13 protein-coding genes are annotated in these 16468 nt (G+C 57.8%); 8 read left to right on the plus strand and 5 right to left on the minus strand.

Annotated elements, in window-relative coordinates; all coding sequences use genetic code 11:
• Nucleotides 1-99 precede the first annotated feature (99 nt).
• The 3 genes from TM5383_RS01645 (at nucleotide 100) to TM5383_RS01655 (ending at nucleotide 4923) form a co-directional block, all read left to right on the plus strand.
• On the plus strand, nucleotides 100-2454 hold the full coding sequence (locus tag TM5383_RS01645; RefSeq protein WP_327192094.1) for a sensor histidine kinase: 2355 nt from the start codon (nucleotides 100-102) through the stop codon (nucleotides 2452-2454).
• A gap of 7 nt (nucleotides 2455-2461) precedes the next feature.
• Nucleotides 2462-3874, plus strand: a complete 1413-nt coding sequence (gene ntrX, locus TM5383_RS01650) for a nitrogen assimilation response regulator NtrX (RefSeq protein WP_058317316.1) — start codon at nucleotides 2462-2464, stop codon at nucleotides 3872-3874.
• Between the two features lie 125 nt (nucleotides 3875-3999).
• Nucleotides 4000-4923, plus strand: a complete 924-nt coding sequence (locus TM5383_RS01655; RefSeq protein WP_143570283.1) for a hypothetical protein — start codon at nucleotides 4000-4002, stop codon at nucleotides 4921-4923.
• Nucleotides 4924-5031: 108 nt separating this feature from the next.
• Here the strand turns inward: TM5383_RS01655 and TM5383_RS01660 are convergent, their stop codons facing one another.
• The gene (locus tag TM5383_RS01660) at nucleotides 5032-5481 is read right to left on the minus strand and encodes a hypothetical protein (RefSeq protein ID WP_058317318.1); all 450 of its coding nucleotides are present in this window, start codon (nucleotides 5479-5481) and stop codon (nucleotides 5032-5034) included.
• A 165-nt stretch (nucleotides 5482-5646) separates the two neighbouring features.
• Here TM5383_RS01660 and trkA point away from each other — a divergent pair, with 165 nt between their 5' ends.
• The 4 genes from trkA to hflX all read left to right on the plus strand — a co-directional run bounded on the left by trkA (nucleotide 5647) and on the right by hflX (nucleotide 10235).
• Entirely contained in the window at nucleotides 5647-7023 is a 1377-nt protein-coding gene (gene trkA, locus TM5383_RS01665; RefSeq protein ID WP_058317319.1) for a Trk system potassium transporter TrkA, read from the plus strand.
• A gap of 17 nt (nucleotides 7024-7040) precedes the next feature.
• Nucleotides 7041-8555: a TrkH family potassium uptake protein gene (locus tag TM5383_RS01670; RefSeq protein ID WP_058317320.1), complete on the plus strand. Its 1515-nt coding sequence runs from the start codon at nucleotides 7041-7043 to the stop codon at nucleotides 8553-8555.
• Nucleotides 8556-8720: 165 nt separating this feature from the next.
• Complete coding sequence (gene hfq / locus TM5383_RS01675) at nucleotides 8721-8957, plus strand: RNA chaperone Hfq (protein WP_058242056.1); 237 nt, start codon at nucleotides 8721-8723, stop codon at nucleotides 8955-8957.
• Nucleotides 8958-10235 carry a GTPase HflX gene (gene hflX, locus TM5383_RS01680; RefSeq protein ID WP_058317321.1) on the plus strand — a complete coding sequence of 426 codons (1278 nt, stop codon included), beginning with the start codon at nucleotides 8958-8960 and terminating at the stop codon, nucleotides 10233-10235.
• A 103-nt stretch (nucleotides 10236-10338) separates the two neighbouring features.
• Here hflX and TM5383_RS01685 read toward each other — a convergent pair whose 3' ends face one another.
• The gene (locus TM5383_RS01685) at nucleotides 10339-12798 is read right to left on the minus strand and encodes a penicillin acylase family protein (RefSeq protein ID WP_058317322.1); all 2460 of its coding nucleotides are present in this window, start codon (nucleotides 12796-12798) and stop codon (nucleotides 10339-10341) included.
• A 90-nt stretch (nucleotides 12799-12888) separates the two neighbouring features.
• Here TM5383_RS01685 and TM5383_RS01690 point away from each other — a divergent pair, with 90 nt between their 5' ends.
• The gene (locus TM5383_RS01690; RefSeq protein WP_058317323.1) at nucleotides 12889-13761 is read left to right on the plus strand and encodes an NAD(P)-dependent oxidoreductase; all 873 of its coding nucleotides are present in this window, start codon (nucleotides 12889-12891) and stop codon (nucleotides 13759-13761) included.
• Nucleotides 13762-13932: 171 nt separating this feature from the next.
• Here TM5383_RS01690 and TM5383_RS01695 read toward each other — a convergent pair whose 3' ends face one another.
• The 3 genes from TM5383_RS01695 to TM5383_RS01705 form a co-directional block, all read right to left on the minus strand.
• Complete coding sequence (locus tag TM5383_RS01695; RefSeq protein WP_058317324.1) at nucleotides 13933-14268, minus strand: DMT family transporter; 336 nt, start codon at nucleotides 14266-14268, stop codon at nucleotides 13933-13935.
• Between the two features lie 17 nt (nucleotides 14269-14285).
• Nucleotides 14286-14903 (minus strand): YitT family protein, encoded by a 618-nt coding sequence (locus TM5383_RS01700; RefSeq protein WP_058317325.1) that lies wholly within the window; start codon nucleotides 14901-14903, stop codon nucleotides 14286-14288.
• A gap of 175 nt (nucleotides 14904-15078) precedes the next feature.
• A complete protein-coding gene (locus TM5383_RS01705; protein ID WP_058317326.1) occupies nucleotides 15079-16293 on the minus strand; it encodes an NADP-dependent isocitrate dehydrogenase in 1215 nt (404 codons plus the stop codon).
• Nucleotides 16294-16468: the final 175 nt, after the last annotated feature.

Below are 16468 nucleotides of genomic sequence, written 5' to 3' on the forward strand. Positions count from 1 at the left end.
ATCGCAACAATGGCGTGGCGCTTTGGTCTGTCGGCTTGATGGCGCCCCCATATAAAGCGGTTTGTCGCAATCAGCGACACATCAGGATGAGGGTAAGGCGTGGCCTTTCAGGCACAGCACAAACGGGTTCCCAAACTGGCGCGCGGGCGCTCTTGGGCGAAAATCAGCCGATTGCGGCGACAGCGGAGGGTGCAGAACATCGCGACCTTCTGTCTTGTGGTGTTGGCGCCGGTTCTGGTGGTGGCCACCTATCTGGTGCTGGGGCCGCTGGATCAGGGCGGATCGTCATTTTCCCTGCGGCTGATCCTGCTGGCAGATTTCGTGTATGCGCTATTGATTGCGGCCTTGGTCCTGCAGCGGATCGTGGCGCTGATTTCGGCGCGCCGGGCCAAGTCGGCGGGGTCAAAGCTGCACCTGCGCCTAACCGGCGCCTTTGCATTTTTGGCCCTGATTCCAACGGTTTCTGTGGCGATCTTTGCGGCATTGACGGTGAACATCGGGCTTGAGGGCTGGTTTTCCGATCGGGTGCGGCAGGTGGTTGGGTCCTCCCTTGCAGCGGCCGAAGCCTACGAGGAAGAACACCGTACAGACCTGACTGTTGATGTGTTGGTTCTGGCCAGCCGGATCGACGGAACGCGCCGCCAAAGTTTCTTCATGACTGATGGCGATGTGCGGGTTGTGCTGACCGAATTTCAATCCCGTATCCAGCGCGGTTTGAAAGAAGCGTATGTAATTGATGGAACAGGTGAAATTCGTGCGCGCGGTGTTCGTAGCTATCTGTTCGACTACGAAGCCCCAAGCGCTGAACAACTGCAAAGTGCCAGCGAAGAAGGTGTGCAGATCATTGCGGATTGGCCCAACAACGAATTTCGCGCCCTTGTCCGGCTAGAGGCCTTTCCAGACCGGTTCCTGTATGTCAGCCGCGAGGTTGACGGCGCGCTGCTGGGGTTGCTGGATGACACCAAGCAAACGGTGCAGGTTTATCAGCAACTCGAAAGTGAACGCGGCCGAGTTCTGTTTGAATTCGGGCTGATCTATCTGGGGTTTGCGCTGATCCTTATTCTGGCCGCGATTTGGCTGGGGCTGTGGTTCGCGGAGCGTCTGTCTGGACCAGTGGGGCGTTTGGCCGGGGCCGCGCAGCGCGTTGGTGCAGGCGATCTGGACGTGCGCGTGATTGAGGAAGAGGGCGACGACGAAATCGCCATGCTGGGGCGCTATTTCAACCAGATGACCCGCCAGTTGAAGGCACAGCGCGTAGAGCTGTTGGACAACACGGAACAGGTAGAACGCCGTCGCCGCTTGTTCGATTCCGTTCTGACCTCGGTGACATCTGGGGTGGTTGGTCTGGATGCAGAGGGACGGGTGACCTTTGTGAACCGCTCAGCAGAACGGCTGCTGGATTGGAGTGGCGAAAACCATGCAACGCTGGCTCTAGCGGTTGCTGTGCCTGAATTTTCGCCCTTGTTTGAACGCCTGACCGCTGATGGCCTGCCCACTGTACAGGGAGAGGTGAAGGTCACGCGCAATGGTCGTCTGGAAAACCTGCTGGTGCGCATGGCCACCCGCTACGGCGAGGATGGAGCGCTTGAAGGATATGTTGTGGCTTTTGATGACGTCAGCGATCTGGTCGCCGCGCAACGCATGGCAGCCTGGGGCGACGTGGCACGCCGCATCGCCCATGAGATCAAGAACCCGTTGACCCCGATCCAGTTGTCTGCCGAACGGATCAAACGCAAATTTGGCCGCCAACTGGATACAGAGAATGCCGATAGTCTGGCACAGTTGACCGAGGTTATTGTTCGTCAAACCAATGACTTGCGCCGCATTGTTGATGAATTTTCCAAATTTGCCCGGATGCCGGAACCCGATCGGCGGTCTGAGGATTTGGTGAAATTGGTACGTGACGCTGTTGTGCTTCAGCAGGCGGGCCAACCGGATGTGACGTTTGATGTCGCCCTGCCGCAGGACACGCTGTTGGCGGATCTGGACGCCACCATGATTTCGCAGGCGCTGACCAATCTAATCAAAAACGCAGGCGAAGCGATTGAAAGTTATAGGCAAAAGCAAGGCGCGCCAGAACATGTCGGGCAGATCCGCGTTGATCTGACCACCGAAGGGCGCGTTGCCACGCTGCGGATCATGGACAACGGTATTGGCCTGCCCGAAGACAGAACGCGCCTGTTTGAACCCTATGTGACGACCCGCAGCGAAGGCACCGGTCTGGGATTGCCCATCGTCAAGAAAATCATTGAGGAACACGGCGGTAGCCTGGCATTGGAAGATGCGCCCGTTTTTGATGGTTCCGCAGATGACAGCGCCCATTTTGGCGCGATGGCGGTGATCCAGTTGACGCTGACACCGCAAGTGGATGCCCACGACCCCAATTCCGAAACTTCACCAGCAGACGATGCACCTTTCGGGGCGGCGGATGCTGACGGACAGATTAAGACGTGAGGATACGATGAGCGATATTCTGATTGTTGACGACGAAAAAGACATTCGAGAGCTGATCTCGGACATTCTGCAGGATGAAGGGTTTAGCACCCGCCTTGCAGGGAACTCCGACGACGCCATGCGCGAAATCTCTGGTGAACAGCCGGGGCTGATCATTCTGGATATCTGGCTGAAGGACAGCCAGATGGACGGGATCGACATTCTGAAAGCGGTGAAGCGGGATTATCCCGATGTGCCGGTGGTGATCATCTCGGGGCACGGGAATATTGAAATTGCAGTCGCAGCGATCAAACAGGGCGCTTACGACTTCATCGAAAAACCGTTCAATATTGATCAGCTTTTGGTGGTGATCCGGCGTGCAATGGAAACGTCGCGCTTGCGTCGTGAAAACCTGGCACTGAAACGCAAGGACGGGGGCGAGGCCGAGATGATCGGCGACACCGCCGCCTTCCGCACCCTGGTCGGTCAGTTGGACAAGGTCACCAAGTCCAACGGTCGGGTAATGCTATCGGGGCCCTCAGGCGTCGGCAAAGAAGTGGCCGCGCGCTACATTCATGCCCAATCCAACCGTGCCAGCGCCCCGTTTGTTACCGTTGGCTGCGCCACGATCGAGCCGGAACGCATCGAAGAGGTTCTGTTTGGCCGCGAAAGCGCAGACCGCGGTGTTGAGCCGGGTCTGTTGGAGCGTGCCGATGGCGGCATCATCTTCTTTGACGAAGTGGCGGACATGCCGCTTGGGTCGCAGTCGAAAATTCTGCGGGTTCTGGTAGATCAACAGTTCCAGCGTGTCGGAGGCGCGGAAAAGGTCAAAGTGGACCTGCGCGTCGTGTCCTCGACCAGTCGTGATCTAGAAGCAGAGATCGCCGCTGGCACTTTCCGCGAGGAATTGTATCACCGCCTGAACGTGGTGCCGATTGCGGTGCCATCGCTGGAAGAGCGGCGCGAAGATATTCCGACATTGGCGCAACATTTCATTGCGATGTTTAACCAGACGCAGGGCCTGCCGCTGCGCGAACTGTCGCAGGATGCGGTGGCTTTGATGCAGACGATGCGCTGGCCGGGCAACGTGCGCCAGCTGCGCAACCTGATTGAACGGGTGTTGATCCTTGGCGATGGTAGCGGCCCGATTGAGGCGCGCGAACTGCCGGAAAGCAGCGACAATAGCGCACCGTCGGATCAGGTGGTGCTGACTGGCACACTGGCGACCCTGCCGCTGCGCGAAGCGCGGGAGGTGTTTGAGCGTGAATACCTGCTGACCCAGATCAACCGCTTCGGCGGCAATATCAGCCGCACCGCCAGTTTCGTCGGCATGGAGCGTTCGGCCCTGCACCGCAAACTGAAATCGCTGGGCGTTGTCACGTCTTCCAAATCCGGTGCTCGGGTTGCCTCGGTCGATAAAGAGGCGGCGGAGGCGGAGTGATTTGATCGCAGGATGGCGTTCCTGGTGGCGCTAAGCGTTTGCAGGCGCAATGTGTAGCTATTTGGTGCGCATTCACGCATAGCATTGGGGCCTGAGTGTCGTTTCAGCGAAGTGAGTTCTTTTAAGTGAATATGAGTGATATAATAAACTATTCCGGAAATACGCATGAGTTGCCGCCAAGGCCCAAGTTCATCGGGTGGTATGAGGAGACGATCCCTATTCGGGGATGTCGTCTTGACCTGGATGGCATCAAAGAATTGTACATTGAACTCAGCTCAATCAATCGCAAGTTTGGGGCCGGCGAAATCGCAGGCTTGGTGCGAGATCCTGAAATGTCTGATGCTGAATGGAACGGGTATCAAGAATATCTCTTGGAGGATGCCTTTTGCTTGGCCATCTTGATCAAAGGTGAAAATGATCAGCAGGTGTATGGGGAAAGTAGTGAAGTTTTCGAGAGTGAGGCTTTGCCAAATCCCATTAAGGCAATCTATTTCGACAATGTGAAAGCTTGGCGGAGGCACGCGCCCAACGTGGATCCACAAAATCGCATCGAAGTGTATTTGGATTTTGGAAAGCCGCCATTGTTAGATCCCACATCGGTGCTTTCAGAACCTACGCCTAATGCAAGCAACGTTAGTGTTCGCGCTGACGATATGACATATTTTCGTGCGGTTCAGAAGGTAGTTGATGATAAGCTTCTAAGTCACCGAACTTGGTATAGTGCCATACATGGCTCGTTTGCGTATGACGTTGGCATTTGGCTTGTCGCTTTGCCCGCGGGTTTGGTCATCGCCACTTTCTATATGGAGAGCCTGCTACCAGTTGGCAGTAGGTTGGAAGTCTATCGGTGGGCGTTCTTTATATATGCGCTTGGATTGACGGTTTTGGGTTATCGGTTTGTGACTGGTTATGCGAAATGGGCTTTCCCTGTTAATGTTCTAGCTGACAACAAAGATCGCAGTGTGCGGCATAGAGTTGCGCTCGGCGGGATTTTCGCGGCGTTGGGCTACAAGGCGTTTGATGCGGTGTATAGTCTGCTGCCTTTCTGACATTAACTTGCAGAGCTTTTGGTAACATGAGTGCCAGCGCCTTCCTTTAGAGAAAGGGCTGGATACTTTGTGTTCAAGGTTTTGATATCACTGAGCTTACACTCGTCCTTAACGCGGCGTGGCGACCTGTGATTGGCCGCTGGCCCCGCGCACGATGCAAGAGTTGGGCGCGATGCCGGTCATGCGCGCTGGCACGGCGACAGATTGGCCGCGTTCGCAGCGCGGCAGCGTCACCTGCGTATAGCCCTTATCGCGGATGCACTGCTCCTTAACGCGTCCGCGCAACTGTTTGTTCACATCCACGGTGTAGGGTTCTGGGTCGGTCCAGTAGTGGTCGGTGATGCAGCGATCCTTGTGGTCGCAGATCTTGCGTTCGCGTTTTACTGGCGGGTGGTAGCGGATTTCGGTTGCCACTGGCGCCTCACGCAGCGCCCTCACATCGCAACGCAACAGGTCGCGGTCGCGGTCCTCGATGGTTTTTCCGGGCTGGTGGTAGACGGTATAGTTACAGCCGCTCAGGACTGCGCCGCACAGGGCGAGCCATGCGAATCGTTGCATATTTGCCTCCTTCGTTCGCTCGCAGGGTGTCTTTTGCGGGCATGTAAGGCAATAACACGTGCATTGATAGGCGATAACAAACCACGCAGGCGGGGGGGTGACAATTCAATTGACCCCCCGCGCGCCCCATGCGAGGAAAGGCGCTGGATTGCAGGGGAACATCTGATGAAGGTCATCATCTGCGGGGCAGGGCAGGTTGGCTGGCAAATTGCCCGTCATCTGTCTGGTGAGAAAAACGACGTAACCGTGGTGGACAACAACGCCGATCTGGTGCGCCGTGCGACAGATACGCTGGATGTGCAGGGAATTGCGGGCTTTGCCTCTTATCCTGATGTGCTGGACCGCGCCGGTGCGCGTGATGCGGATATGATCATCGCCGCCACTCATTCGGATGAGGTCAACATGGTGACCTGTCAGGTGGCGCATTCGGTGTTTGCCATTCCGCGCAAAATCGCGCGCCTGCGCTCACAAAGCTATCTGACGGCGATCTATTCCGACCTATATCGCCGCGATCACATGCCGATTGACGTGGTGATCAGCCCTGAACGCGAAGTGGCAGAGGCCGCGCTGCAGCGGATCGCATCGCCGTCGGCGTTTGATACCGAGACTTTCCTGTCCGGCAAGGCGCATTTGTTGGGGATCAGCATCGAAGAAGGCTGTCCGGTGATCAACACGCCGCTGCGCCAGTTGAACGATTTGTTTTCGACCCTGCGCGCGATTGTGGTGGGCATTCGTCGCGACGGCCGGCTGTTTGCACCGGAGCCCGATGATCAGATCTTCGTCGGAGATGAGTGTTATGTCTTTACCGTGAACGAAGACATCAACCGCACGATGGAGATTTTTGGCAAAGAGACCAAGAAACAGGAACGTGTGGTAATCATTGGCGGCGGCAACGTTGGTCTGGCGGTGGCCCGTTCGTTGGAAGAGCGCGCAGATCGTGTGCGTGCCAAAGTGGTCGAGCGCAATCGTAGCATCGCGGAAAAGGCCGCGGACACGCTGGAAAAAACCATTGTTCTGCACGGCGACGGTTTGGATGTCGCACTGTTGTCCGAGGCAAACGTAGATCGCGCTGATGCTGTGCTGTGCCTGACCGACGATGATAAGACCAACATGCTGGCGGCTGTGCGGGCCAAGGCCGAGGGGTGCCCGATGGCGATTGCCCTGATCAACGATCCGACGCTGGTGCCGATGATGGCGCCCTTGGGCATTGATGCCTATGTGAACCCGCGCGCCACCACGGTAAGTTCGATCCTGCGTCACGTACGTCATGGCAAGGTGCGCAGCGTTTATTCGATTGGCGACGCCGAGGCCGAGATGATCGAGGCAGAGGTGCTGTCCACCTCGCCGATGGCGGGACGCAAGATCCGCGATATCGAGTTCCCCGAAGGGGTGCTGGTCGGCGGGCTGCTTAAAGGGGACAAAGTGGTCAAACCGCTTGCGGACACACGGGTCGAGGATGGCGATGTGATTGCGTTGTTCTCGCTTGCGTCTGATGTGCCAGAGGTGGAACGGTTGCTGCAGGTCTCGATTGACTTCTTCTAGGGTGTGAGGATGGCCTGATGTGGGCACGGATTACCCGCCAACCCCTGTTTTTGCTACTGACCGGTATTGCTGCGATGGCGATGCTGGTGCCTGCTGTGCATGGCTTCCTGCTGGGGCGCGCTCTCGAGGGACGGGCGTTTTTGTATTCCGCGCTGTTGGGGATTTTGGCGGTTGTTCTGGTGTCTATTGCGCGTGACGGATCGGCACGGCGACGCAGTGAGATGGGCGATCTGCTGGGATTGTTTGCAGCGATGTCTGTCTTGCCATTGTTTCTGGCCCTGCCGTTTTACGAGGCTTTGCGCACAACCTCTTTTCTGAACGCCTATGCCGAGATGGTATCGTCGCTGACCACCACGGGTGCTGCGTTTTTTCAGGCTGAACGCCTGAGTGACACACTGCATTTGTGGCGTGGCATGGTCGGCTGGATGGGTGGCGCGCTGATCTGGGTGGCCGCTGCCGCCATTCTGGCGCCGCTCAATCTGGGGGGCTTTGAGGTGACTGCTTCGGCAGAGCCGGGGCAAAGCGATCAATTGCACGGGCGTCATGAACGGATCGACCCGCAACGGCGCATTATCCGTGCGACAAAGGCCCTGTTGCCGATTTATAGTGGGCTGACCTTTGCGCTGTGGCTGATGCTGACAGTGATTGGCGACCCGCCATTGGTGAGTTTGATCCATGCGATGTCTATCATGGCATCAAGCGGTATCACGCCGCTGGCCTCGGCCAGTCAGGCCGAATCTGGCGTCGCTGGCGAAGCGATTTCAGCGCTGTTCATGCTGTTTGCCCTGTCGAGGCTGACGTTTTCCAGCGACACGATCACCACCACCCGCCGCGGTCTGCATGAGGACCCAGAATTCCGATTGGGTATCTTGATCGTACTGGCGGTGCCGCTGGGGCTGTTTTTGCGTCATTGGGTGGGGTCCTACGCCGCCGACGAAGAGCAAAATCTATTGCAGGCGTTGGGGGCGCTTTGGGGCGGGCTTTATACAACGCTGTCGTTCCTAACCACGACCGGATTTGAAAGTGTCGAATGGGAAACCGCGCGCAACTGGTCGGGGCTACCGACGCCGGGCCTGATCTTTCTGGGGTTGGCAATGGTCGGCGGCGGTGTGGCAACCACCGCAGGCGGGGTGAAATTGCTGCGTGTTTGGGCGCTGTATTTGAACGGGTTGCGGGAAATGGATCGTCTGGTCCACCCGTCATCGGTGGGGCGGTCACAGGGGATGTCGCGCCGTATTCGGCGGCAGGGGGCGTTTATTGCCTGGATCTTCTTTATGATGTTTGCCCTGTCTCTGACGTTGTTCACTATGATCTTTGCCGGGTTCGGATCAGATCTGGAAACTGCGCTGACACTGGCGATTGCGGGTTTGTCGACCACGGGCCCCTTGGTGCAGATTGCACCGGACGAAGCGGTCAACTTAGCGGCGCTTGCGCCCATGGCAAAACTGACCTTTGCGGCGGCAATGGTTTTGGGGCGCCTCGAAATGCTGGCCTTTGTCGCGCTGTTTGCCGGACAACTCTTGCGGAGGTGACGCATTCCATTGCGCGAATTCTGGTCACTCATTCGCCACAGTGCGACGTATCTGCGCATAAGGGGATGATTTTTGGGCTGGAAACTCTCTCGCACCCGCGACATAGTGGCAAAGCTAGATAACAGGGATGCCGGAAAGCGGCACAATAATAAAAGGTAACCATACATGGCTTCCGACAAACAAAACCTGCAAGACGCCTTTCTGAACCACACCCGGAAAACCAAAATCCCGGTCACAATCTTCCTGATTAACGGCGTAAAGCTGCAGGGCGTGATCACCTGGTTTGACAATTTCTGTGTGCTCCTGCGCCGTGACGGCCAGTCGCAGCTTGTCTACAAACATGCAATCTCGACCATCATGCCGGCACAACCCATCAACCTTTACGATGGTGAAGAGTCCTAATTGGAAACGCATGAACGGATCGCGACCCGCGCCTGGGTTCTGCATCCCGATCTAAAATCCGACAAGAACCGTCGCGAAGCAGATTACGCCTTGGCAGAGGCGATCTCGCTTGCGGCGGCTTTGCCCGATCTTGAGGTGGTAGGATCCACCAAGGTGCCGCTGCCCCGCGCGCATCCGGGCTACCTCTTTGGGTCCGGCAAGATCGAGGAACTGAAACAGCTGCTGAAAGAAAACGAGGTGGAACTGGTGCTGATCGACGGCCCGGTGACGCCCGTGCAGCAACGCAACCTTGAAAAGGCATGGAAGGTCAAATTGCTGGACCGGACCGGTCTGATCCTAGAGATCTTTTCCGACCGTGCCCGCACGCGCGAAGGCGTGTTGCAGGTGGAAATGGCTGCTCTCAGCTATCAGCGCACCCGTCTGGTACGGGCCTGGACCCACCTTGAACGTCAGCGTGGCGGCCTTGGCTTCGTTGGTGGTCCCGGTGAAACCCAGATTGAGGCGGACCGCCGTGCCATTGACGAACAGCTGGTGCGCCTGCGCCGTCAGCTGGACAAGGTGGTGAAAACCCGCGAATTGCACCGCGCCGCCCGCGCCAAGGTGCCGTTTCCGGTTGTCGCCCTTGTGGGTTATACCAACGCCGGAAAATCTACGCTGTTCAATCACTTGACCGGCGCTGATGTGATGGCCAAGGACATGCTGTTCGCCACACTGGACCCGACCATGCGCCGCGTGGATCTGCCCGACAATGGGCCAGAGGTGATCATGTCCGACACCGTTGGCTTCATTTCGGATCTGCCGACGGAACTGGTCGCCTCCTTCCGTGCGACGCTTGAAGAGGTGCTCAGCGCCAACCTGATCCTGCACGTGCGTGACATTTCCCATTCCGAAACCGAAGGTCAGGCGAAAAACGTGTTGTCGATCATGGACTCCCTCGGTGTGGGCAAGGATACGCCCGTGCTGGAGGTTTGGAACAAGATCGACCTGTTGGATGACGACAACCGCGCCGCGCTGAATGAACGAGCGGATCGTGAAGAGGATATCTTCGCCATCTCGGCCATCACCGGCGAAGGGCAGACCAAGCTACTGGATGCGGTGAAGGCCAAACTGGCGTCGGAAACCCACGAAAGTCAGATCAGCCTGACCTTTGCCGAAGGGCGCAAGCGCGCCTGGCTGTTCCAAGAGGATCTGGTGCTGGAGGAGGAGCAGACCGAAAGCGGCTTCGACCTCACCGTGCGCTGGACCGCCCGTCAGGAAAAACGCTTCCGCGATTTGTGAGGCATCCGGTCTAGCCTGCCCTCAGAAGGAACGACAAAAATACAAAGCGCGCGCCCTCACAGACGTGAAGGCGCGCGTTTTTGTTTGGGTGATCGCAGAGGACTTATTTCGGGGTTAGTATGGTGACACCGACAGCCGCAGCACGGGCCAGATCGGTGTCCAGCGACATAGGGATGTATTCGCCCCGACGCCACAATTCGCCCAGATCGTCATAATACCGCGACAGGAAATGACCTGATTGCCCCGTGGCGATGACAAAGACCGAACTGTCAGGATCGGCGAAATCATAAACCCCGCGATAGCCTGCGCCATGCACATTGCGGTAAGGCGCATCAACCTCGCCTGAGGACAGACCGCGCATCAGGGTATGATCACCGCCGGATGTGGTTTGGCGAATGTTCACAAACGACCGCAGCAGCGGCACATTGCCCAGAACCGGGTGGATATGGGCGGCCTCATGCGCTTCGCCCCATTGCAGGCTTTCCAGTGACAGGCCGTAGGCCTCATCAATCCACAACAGCGCATCATCCAGCGCCAGACGCGCCATGTCAGAACAGCTCTCCACCGGGGCGGATTGGATTACGTCACACCACGCCGAGGCGCCATCCACATCGCGGAACACCCGTTCGATGAACAGCGGCTCCATATGCATAAATTCATCGGCAAGCGGCCCCAGATCGTCACGGATCAGGCGTTCCTGCAAGGCGCGCACCCATGCGGAATAGATCATCGGTTCCGGCAGATGTTCGTTCATTTCGCCGTTCCAATCCGCCAGCAATGCCAGCGCGCGTTGGCGGCGGCGCTCAGTGGTGCCTTCGGGCGCAGCTTCGCCAGTGAACCACAGCTCTGCACCGATTAGCGGCAACAGGGTGCGGGCGGCGGGGCTGACGGTGTCCAGCTGTGTTTCGATGAAGCTGTCACGGGTATGCACCTGACGGCCCTGCATCAGACGGGTCCAGCGCTGAATGCGCTGGGTGTCGCCCCAATCATAGCTGACGTGCAGGGGGAAGGGACGATCTACCGTCTTGTTATTCGTGTTGCCCAGAATACCACCGATCGGGTTCTTGGATTCAGGGTTCGCCGCATAGGACAGGCTGCCCTGCCAGCGGTTTGTGGCAATCCAGCCGGGGCTGGGCATCCGGCCCTTGGTCTGGTGGCTGCTTTGGCGGCGGGGCATCCGGCCAAGGGTTTTCATCGCGATCTGGCGGCTGTCGACCAGCACAAGGTTCAGCGCGGGGGCGATCATCGCCTCACCCGCTTGCATTGCCTCATCCACCGTTTGGGCTGACATCAGATTGATCGCGGCGCTGGCCGATGTGTCCTCGGTTGTTAGCGCACTCCACCCCAGGGCGGCGACATGGTCTTTGGGAGTGACGCTGCCCACATCCTGAAAATCCGGCGGCAGGATCGGGCCATTGTCACTCCACCTGAGGGTCAGGGTAATTGGCTTTTCTTCGGCCACCTGCAGAATGGACTGGCGGGTACGGAAGGGTTTGAAACCAGTTGGGGTGCGATATTCATTGGAGTTTTCAGGGTTTAGCTGTTCGATGAACAGGTCCTGATCATCCATATAGGCAGCGGTGATGCCCCAACCCAGTGCATCCGAACGCCCCGACAGCACTGCAGGAATGCCCGGAATGGTGGCGCCAATGACGCCGCCGCTTTGCAATTCCAGACGGGCCAGATACCATGCACCGGGCGCAGAAAAGCCCATATGTGGATCGCTGGCCAACAGGGTGCCACCCGCCGCCGACCGGCTACCCGCCGCGGCCCAAGCGTTCGAGGCGCCAGCCAGACGGGCCGGGCCGAAGGGTGACAGGGGATCAAATTCGCCATCAATCGCCGCTAGTTGTGGCAACTCGCCCCCCAGCAGCTGCGCATAACGGGGCAGGGCGACTACGCCCGTGCCCGGTGCATCGGGCAGGATGTCGATCAACCGTTCGGCCGGCAAGCGCAGCGATGTTCGGGCGCGCAGCACCTCTGTATCGACCTGACCGCTTAGCCGTAGGGCCATCAGTTTGATCATCGCGATGCTGTCGGCGGGCTGCCACGGCGCGATGGGCATATCAAACAGGAACATTTCCGGCGCGCCACGGCCCAGTGCGTTTTCGTTGATCTCTTGCAGGCGGGCATTGACGCCACGGGCATAGGCCGACAACGCCATCTGGGTGCGTTCGTCCTGATAGGGCACCGCGGCCTGCGCCAACGGGTAGAGATCAAGGTGGCGCATTACGGTGTCAATTTCGACCGTGCGGGTGCCGAACACCTCGGACAGGCGGCCCTGAACGGTGCGGCGTAGGGTCATCATCTGCCACAGGCGGTCCTGCGCATGAGCATAACCAAGGCCAAAGAACACATCCGCATCGGACGCGCCCAGAATATGCGGCACGTTGGCGTTGTCGCGCACAATTTCCAGCCGCGCGTCCAGACCACTGACCGCCAGTTCCTTGTCATATTCAGGCAGGGACCGCGATGCGAGGAAATAGATCCCCAAAACGGCTAGGACCGACACTGCAATCAGCGTGCCTGCCAGTCGCACCATCCAGCGAAAAATCAATACCATCACACTATCCTGTTCACCCTTGCCTTTTGTCCGTTAGCTAGACACAAACCATAGGAAAGACAACGCGAAGACCGATCAAGGGGGGGTAAAATGGCAAAAGTTGCATTTCTGGGCCTGGGTGTCATGGGCTATCCGATGGCTGGGCATCTGGTCAAAGCTGGTCATGAGGTGACCGTTTACAACCGTACCGCCGCCAAGGCAGAGGCTTGGGTGGCTGAACACGGCGGCGCGATGGCGCTGACCCCGCGCGAAGCGGCTGAGGGTGCGGAGTTTGTGATGGCCTGTGTGGGCAACGATGACGATCTGCGGTCCGTCTGTGTGGGCGACGATGGCGCCTTTGCTGGTATGGCATCGGGCAGTGTGTTCGTTGATCACACCACCGTGTCGGCCAAAGTCACGGCAGAGCTGTGTGATGTGGCTAAAGGGCAGGGCGTGGCTTTTGTTGACGCACCTGTGTCTGGCGGTCAGGCGGGCGCGGAAAATGGTCAGTTGGTGGTGATGTGTGGCGGCGATCAGGCTGATTACGACCGGGCAGAGCCGGTGATCGGCGCCTATGCCAAACTGTGCAACCGTCTGGGCGACAGCGGCGCGGGGCAGAAGACCAAGATGGTCAATCAGATCTGCATCGCCGGTCTGGTACAGGCCCTGTCCGAAGGTTTGAATTTCGCTGAAAAGGCGGGCCTTGATCCCCGCGCAGTGGTTGAAGTGATCGGCGGCGGTGCCGCAGGTAGCTGGCAGATGGTGAACCGTGTGGGCACCATGGCGGATGATGAGTTCGAGCACGGCTTTGCCGTTGACTGGATGCGCAAGGATCTGGGCATCTGTCTGGACACCGCCGATGAAATTGGCGCCTCGCTGCCGGTCACGGCGCAGGTCGATCAGTATTACAAAGACGTGCAGGCGCTTGGTGGTGGTCGTTGGGATACATCGAGCCTTATCAAGCGCCTGCGCGCACTGGGGTAAGGCGAAAAGGGCCGCGCCTGACCCTCGGGTGGGCGCGGCCCTTATTGGTTTTCAGATTAATGCGCCGCGCAAGAACCGCAGGGGCGAAGCGAAGCGCCCGCCCCGTTGGGGGCGGTTCGGGAGCTGCCAAGTCTTTGATTTGGCAATTGTCGTGATTGACGGTTCCGCCGCTCAATGCCCAGCCGTTTTGGAAAACAGGTTAATCACCACAATCCCTGCAAGGATCATCGCGATCCCCAGAACCGCAGGCAGATCCAGCTTCTGGCCAAAGACCAGATAGCCGATCACGGCGATCAACACGATGCCTAGACCACTCCACAACGCATAAACAATGCCCACCGGCAGCGTTTTCAGGGTCAGGGACAACAGCCAGAAACTCACCCCATAGCCCAGAACCACAACCACCGACGGGATCAGCCGCGTGAACTGTTGGCTGGCCTGCAGGGCTGTGGTGGCGATGGTTTCCGTCATCACCGCCAAGAGGAGGATCAGGTAGGTTTTCGGCATTTTCAGGCTCCGGCCAGTTAGCTGGCGATATACCAGTCTTTGCGGTGGTTCACCGCGATGTTCAGGTTCAGCACCACTGCGCCCAACAACGAATAGAGCACCAGCGGCACATCAATCACAAAAAACGCGGCCGCAAACACACAGACATCGAACAGTAGCTGCGTGTAACCCGCGCGAAATCCGGTTTTGTCCTGCAGATACAGTGCCAAAATGCCCACGCCGCCCAGCGATGCGCCATGACGAAACAGCGCCAGCAGTGCCATCCCCGACAGCATGCCCACCAGCACAGCACCGACAACAGGGTTCACCGCATCAAAGCTGACATAGTCCGGCAGCAATTCTGTCATCAGCGACATCACCGCAATCGCGGCAAAAGTCTTGGCCGTGAAAACCCAACCCATACGTTTGATCGCCAGCCAGTAAAACGGCAGGTTCACCACAAAAAAGATCGGCCCGAACCCATAACCCGTCACATATGACAGCAGCACGGCCAAACCGGCAGTTTGGCCGGTGACCATGCCCAGATGGGTCAGCAATACCAGTGAAAACGACGCCATTGTCGTGCCAAAGAGAAACCCCTGAACATCAGCCAGAAGAGTGTGTTTTTGCGGGTTTTGGTTCGGAATATCAGCCATACAGCGCCTTTAGCGCCAACATCGCCAAAGGTCTAGCCCTGTAGTTTAACGGGGTCCGCCGTGTGGAGGACCCCGCGTGGTCCGCCGGTGATCTGTGCGGCCAGATCCGGCATTTCGTCAATCGCGCCGGTGTCCGGCGCGGTGTTTCTTTTTGGCGTTACCGCAAAGATCAAGGTTAGCCGACGAGGGACTTGTTTAGGTTTTCGTCGATTTTTTCCAGGAATCCCATTGTGGTCAACCAGCCCTGATCAGGACCAACCAACAGCGCCAGATCCTTGGTCATATGGCCGCTTTCGACGGTGTCGATGATCACCTTTTCCAGTGTCTCTGCGAAACGTGTCAGCTGAGCGTTGTCGTCCAGCTTTGCTCGATGTTTCAGCGCGCCAGTCCACGCATAAATCGATGCGATCGAGTTGGTCGAGGTCGCCTGTCCCGCCTGATGCTGGCGATAGTGGCGGGTCACGGTGCCATGTGCCGCTTCGGATTCGACGATTTTGCCATCCGGCGTCATCAGCTGGCTGGCCATCATGCCCAGGCTTCCAAAGCCCTGCGCAACGGTATCTGATTGCACGTCGCCATCGTAGTTTTTGCAGGCCCAGACAAATTTCCCGTTCCATTTCAGCGCACAGGCCACCATGTCGTCAATCAGGCGGTGTTCGTACCAGATGCCAGCCTCTTTAAACTTGTCGGCAAATTCAGCCTCATAGATTTCCTGAAACAGATCCTTAAAGCGCCCGTCATAAGCTTTGAGGATGGTGTTCTTGGTGGACAGATAGACTGGCCAACCGACATTCAAACCATAGTTCAGAGAGGCGCGGGCAAAATCGCGGATGCTTTCGTCCTGATTGTACATGCCCATATAAACGCCAGCGTCGGGGGCGTCATAGACTTCGCGCTCGATCACCTCGCCGTTGGCGCCTTCCCATTTCATCGTCAGCTTGCCTGCGGATGGGAAATGGAAATCGGTGGCCTTGTAGTGGTCGCCAAAGGCATGGCGGCCCACCACGATGGGCGATGTCCAGCCGGGGACCAGACGGGGCACGTTTTTGCAGATGATCGGCTGGCGAAAGACAACGCCGCCCAGAATATTGCGGATCGTGCCATTGGGGCTGCGCCACATCTTTTTTAGGCCGAACTCTTCTACGCGGGCCTCATCGGGCGTGATGGTGGCACATTTGACTGCAACGCCGACCTCTTTGGTTTTTTCGGCAGCATCAATGGTGATCTGGTCATTGGTGCGATCACGTTCTTCGATGCCCAGATCATAATAGAGCAGGTCAACATCGAGGTAAGGCAGGATCAGCTTGTCCTTGATGAACTGCCAGATAATGCGGGTCATTTCATCGCCGTCCATTTCGACGATTGGGTTTGCGACCTTGATTTTCGTCATATGCGCCTCTTTCGTGTAAAATCTGGGTGCAGAATTATCGTCTTGTTACCCTAGGGAATCCGAGAAATCAAGAATTGTATGCAATGGTATACTAAGTGATGTTTGCGGCGGTGGTGCGCTGTAGGGATCAGCGCCCCGACGAAAAACGGCGCGCCGTGATGGCGCGCCGTTTGAT

The sequence above is a fragment of the Thalassovita mediterranea genome (assembly GCF_001458435.1).
GTDB classification, from domain to species: Bacteria; Pseudomonadota; Alphaproteobacteria; order Rhodobacterales; family Rhodobacteraceae; genus Thalassobius; species Thalassobius mediterraneus.

Excerpts from the sequence above, each read along its gene's own strand:
- TM5383_RS01690 (WP_058317323.1), top strand. The coding sequence starts at position 12,889 with ATGGCAAAAGTTGCATTTCTGGGCCTGGGTGTCATGGGCTATCCGATG.
- TM5383_RS01695 (WP_058317324.1), bottom strand. The coding sequence starts at position 14,268 with ATGCCGAAAACCTACCTGATCCTCCTCTTGGCGGTGATGACGGAAACC.
- trkA (WP_058317319.1), top strand. The coding sequence starts at position 5,647 with ATGAAGGTCATCATCTGCGGGGCAGGGCAGGTTGGCTGGCAAATTGCC.
- hfq (WP_058242056.1), top strand. The coding sequence starts at position 8,721 with ATGGCTTCCGACAAACAAAACCTGCAAGACGCCTTTCTGAACCACACC.
- TM5383_RS01660 (WP_058317318.1), bottom strand. The coding sequence starts at position 5,481 with ATGCAACGATTCGCATGGCTCGCCCTGTGCGGCGCAGTCCTGAGCGGC.
- TM5383_RS01705 (WP_058317326.1), bottom strand. The coding sequence starts at position 16,293 with ATGACGAAAATCAAGGTCGCAAACCCAATCGTCGAAATGGACGGCGAT.
- TM5383_RS01685 (WP_058317322.1), bottom strand. The coding sequence starts at position 12,798 with ATGGTATTGATTTTTCGCTGGATGGTGCGACTGGCAGGCACGCTGATT.
- TM5383_RS01700 (WP_058317325.1), bottom strand. The coding sequence starts at position 14,903 with ATGGCTGATATTCCGAACCAAAACCCGCAAAAACACACTCTTCTGGCT.
- TM5383_RS01670 (WP_058317320.1), top strand. The coding sequence starts at position 7,041 with ATGTGGGCACGGATTACCCGCCAACCCCTGTTTTTGCTACTGACCGGT.
- ntrX (WP_058317316.1), top strand. The coding sequence starts at position 2,462 with ATGAGCGATATTCTGATTGTTGACGACGAAAAAGACATTCGAGAGCTG.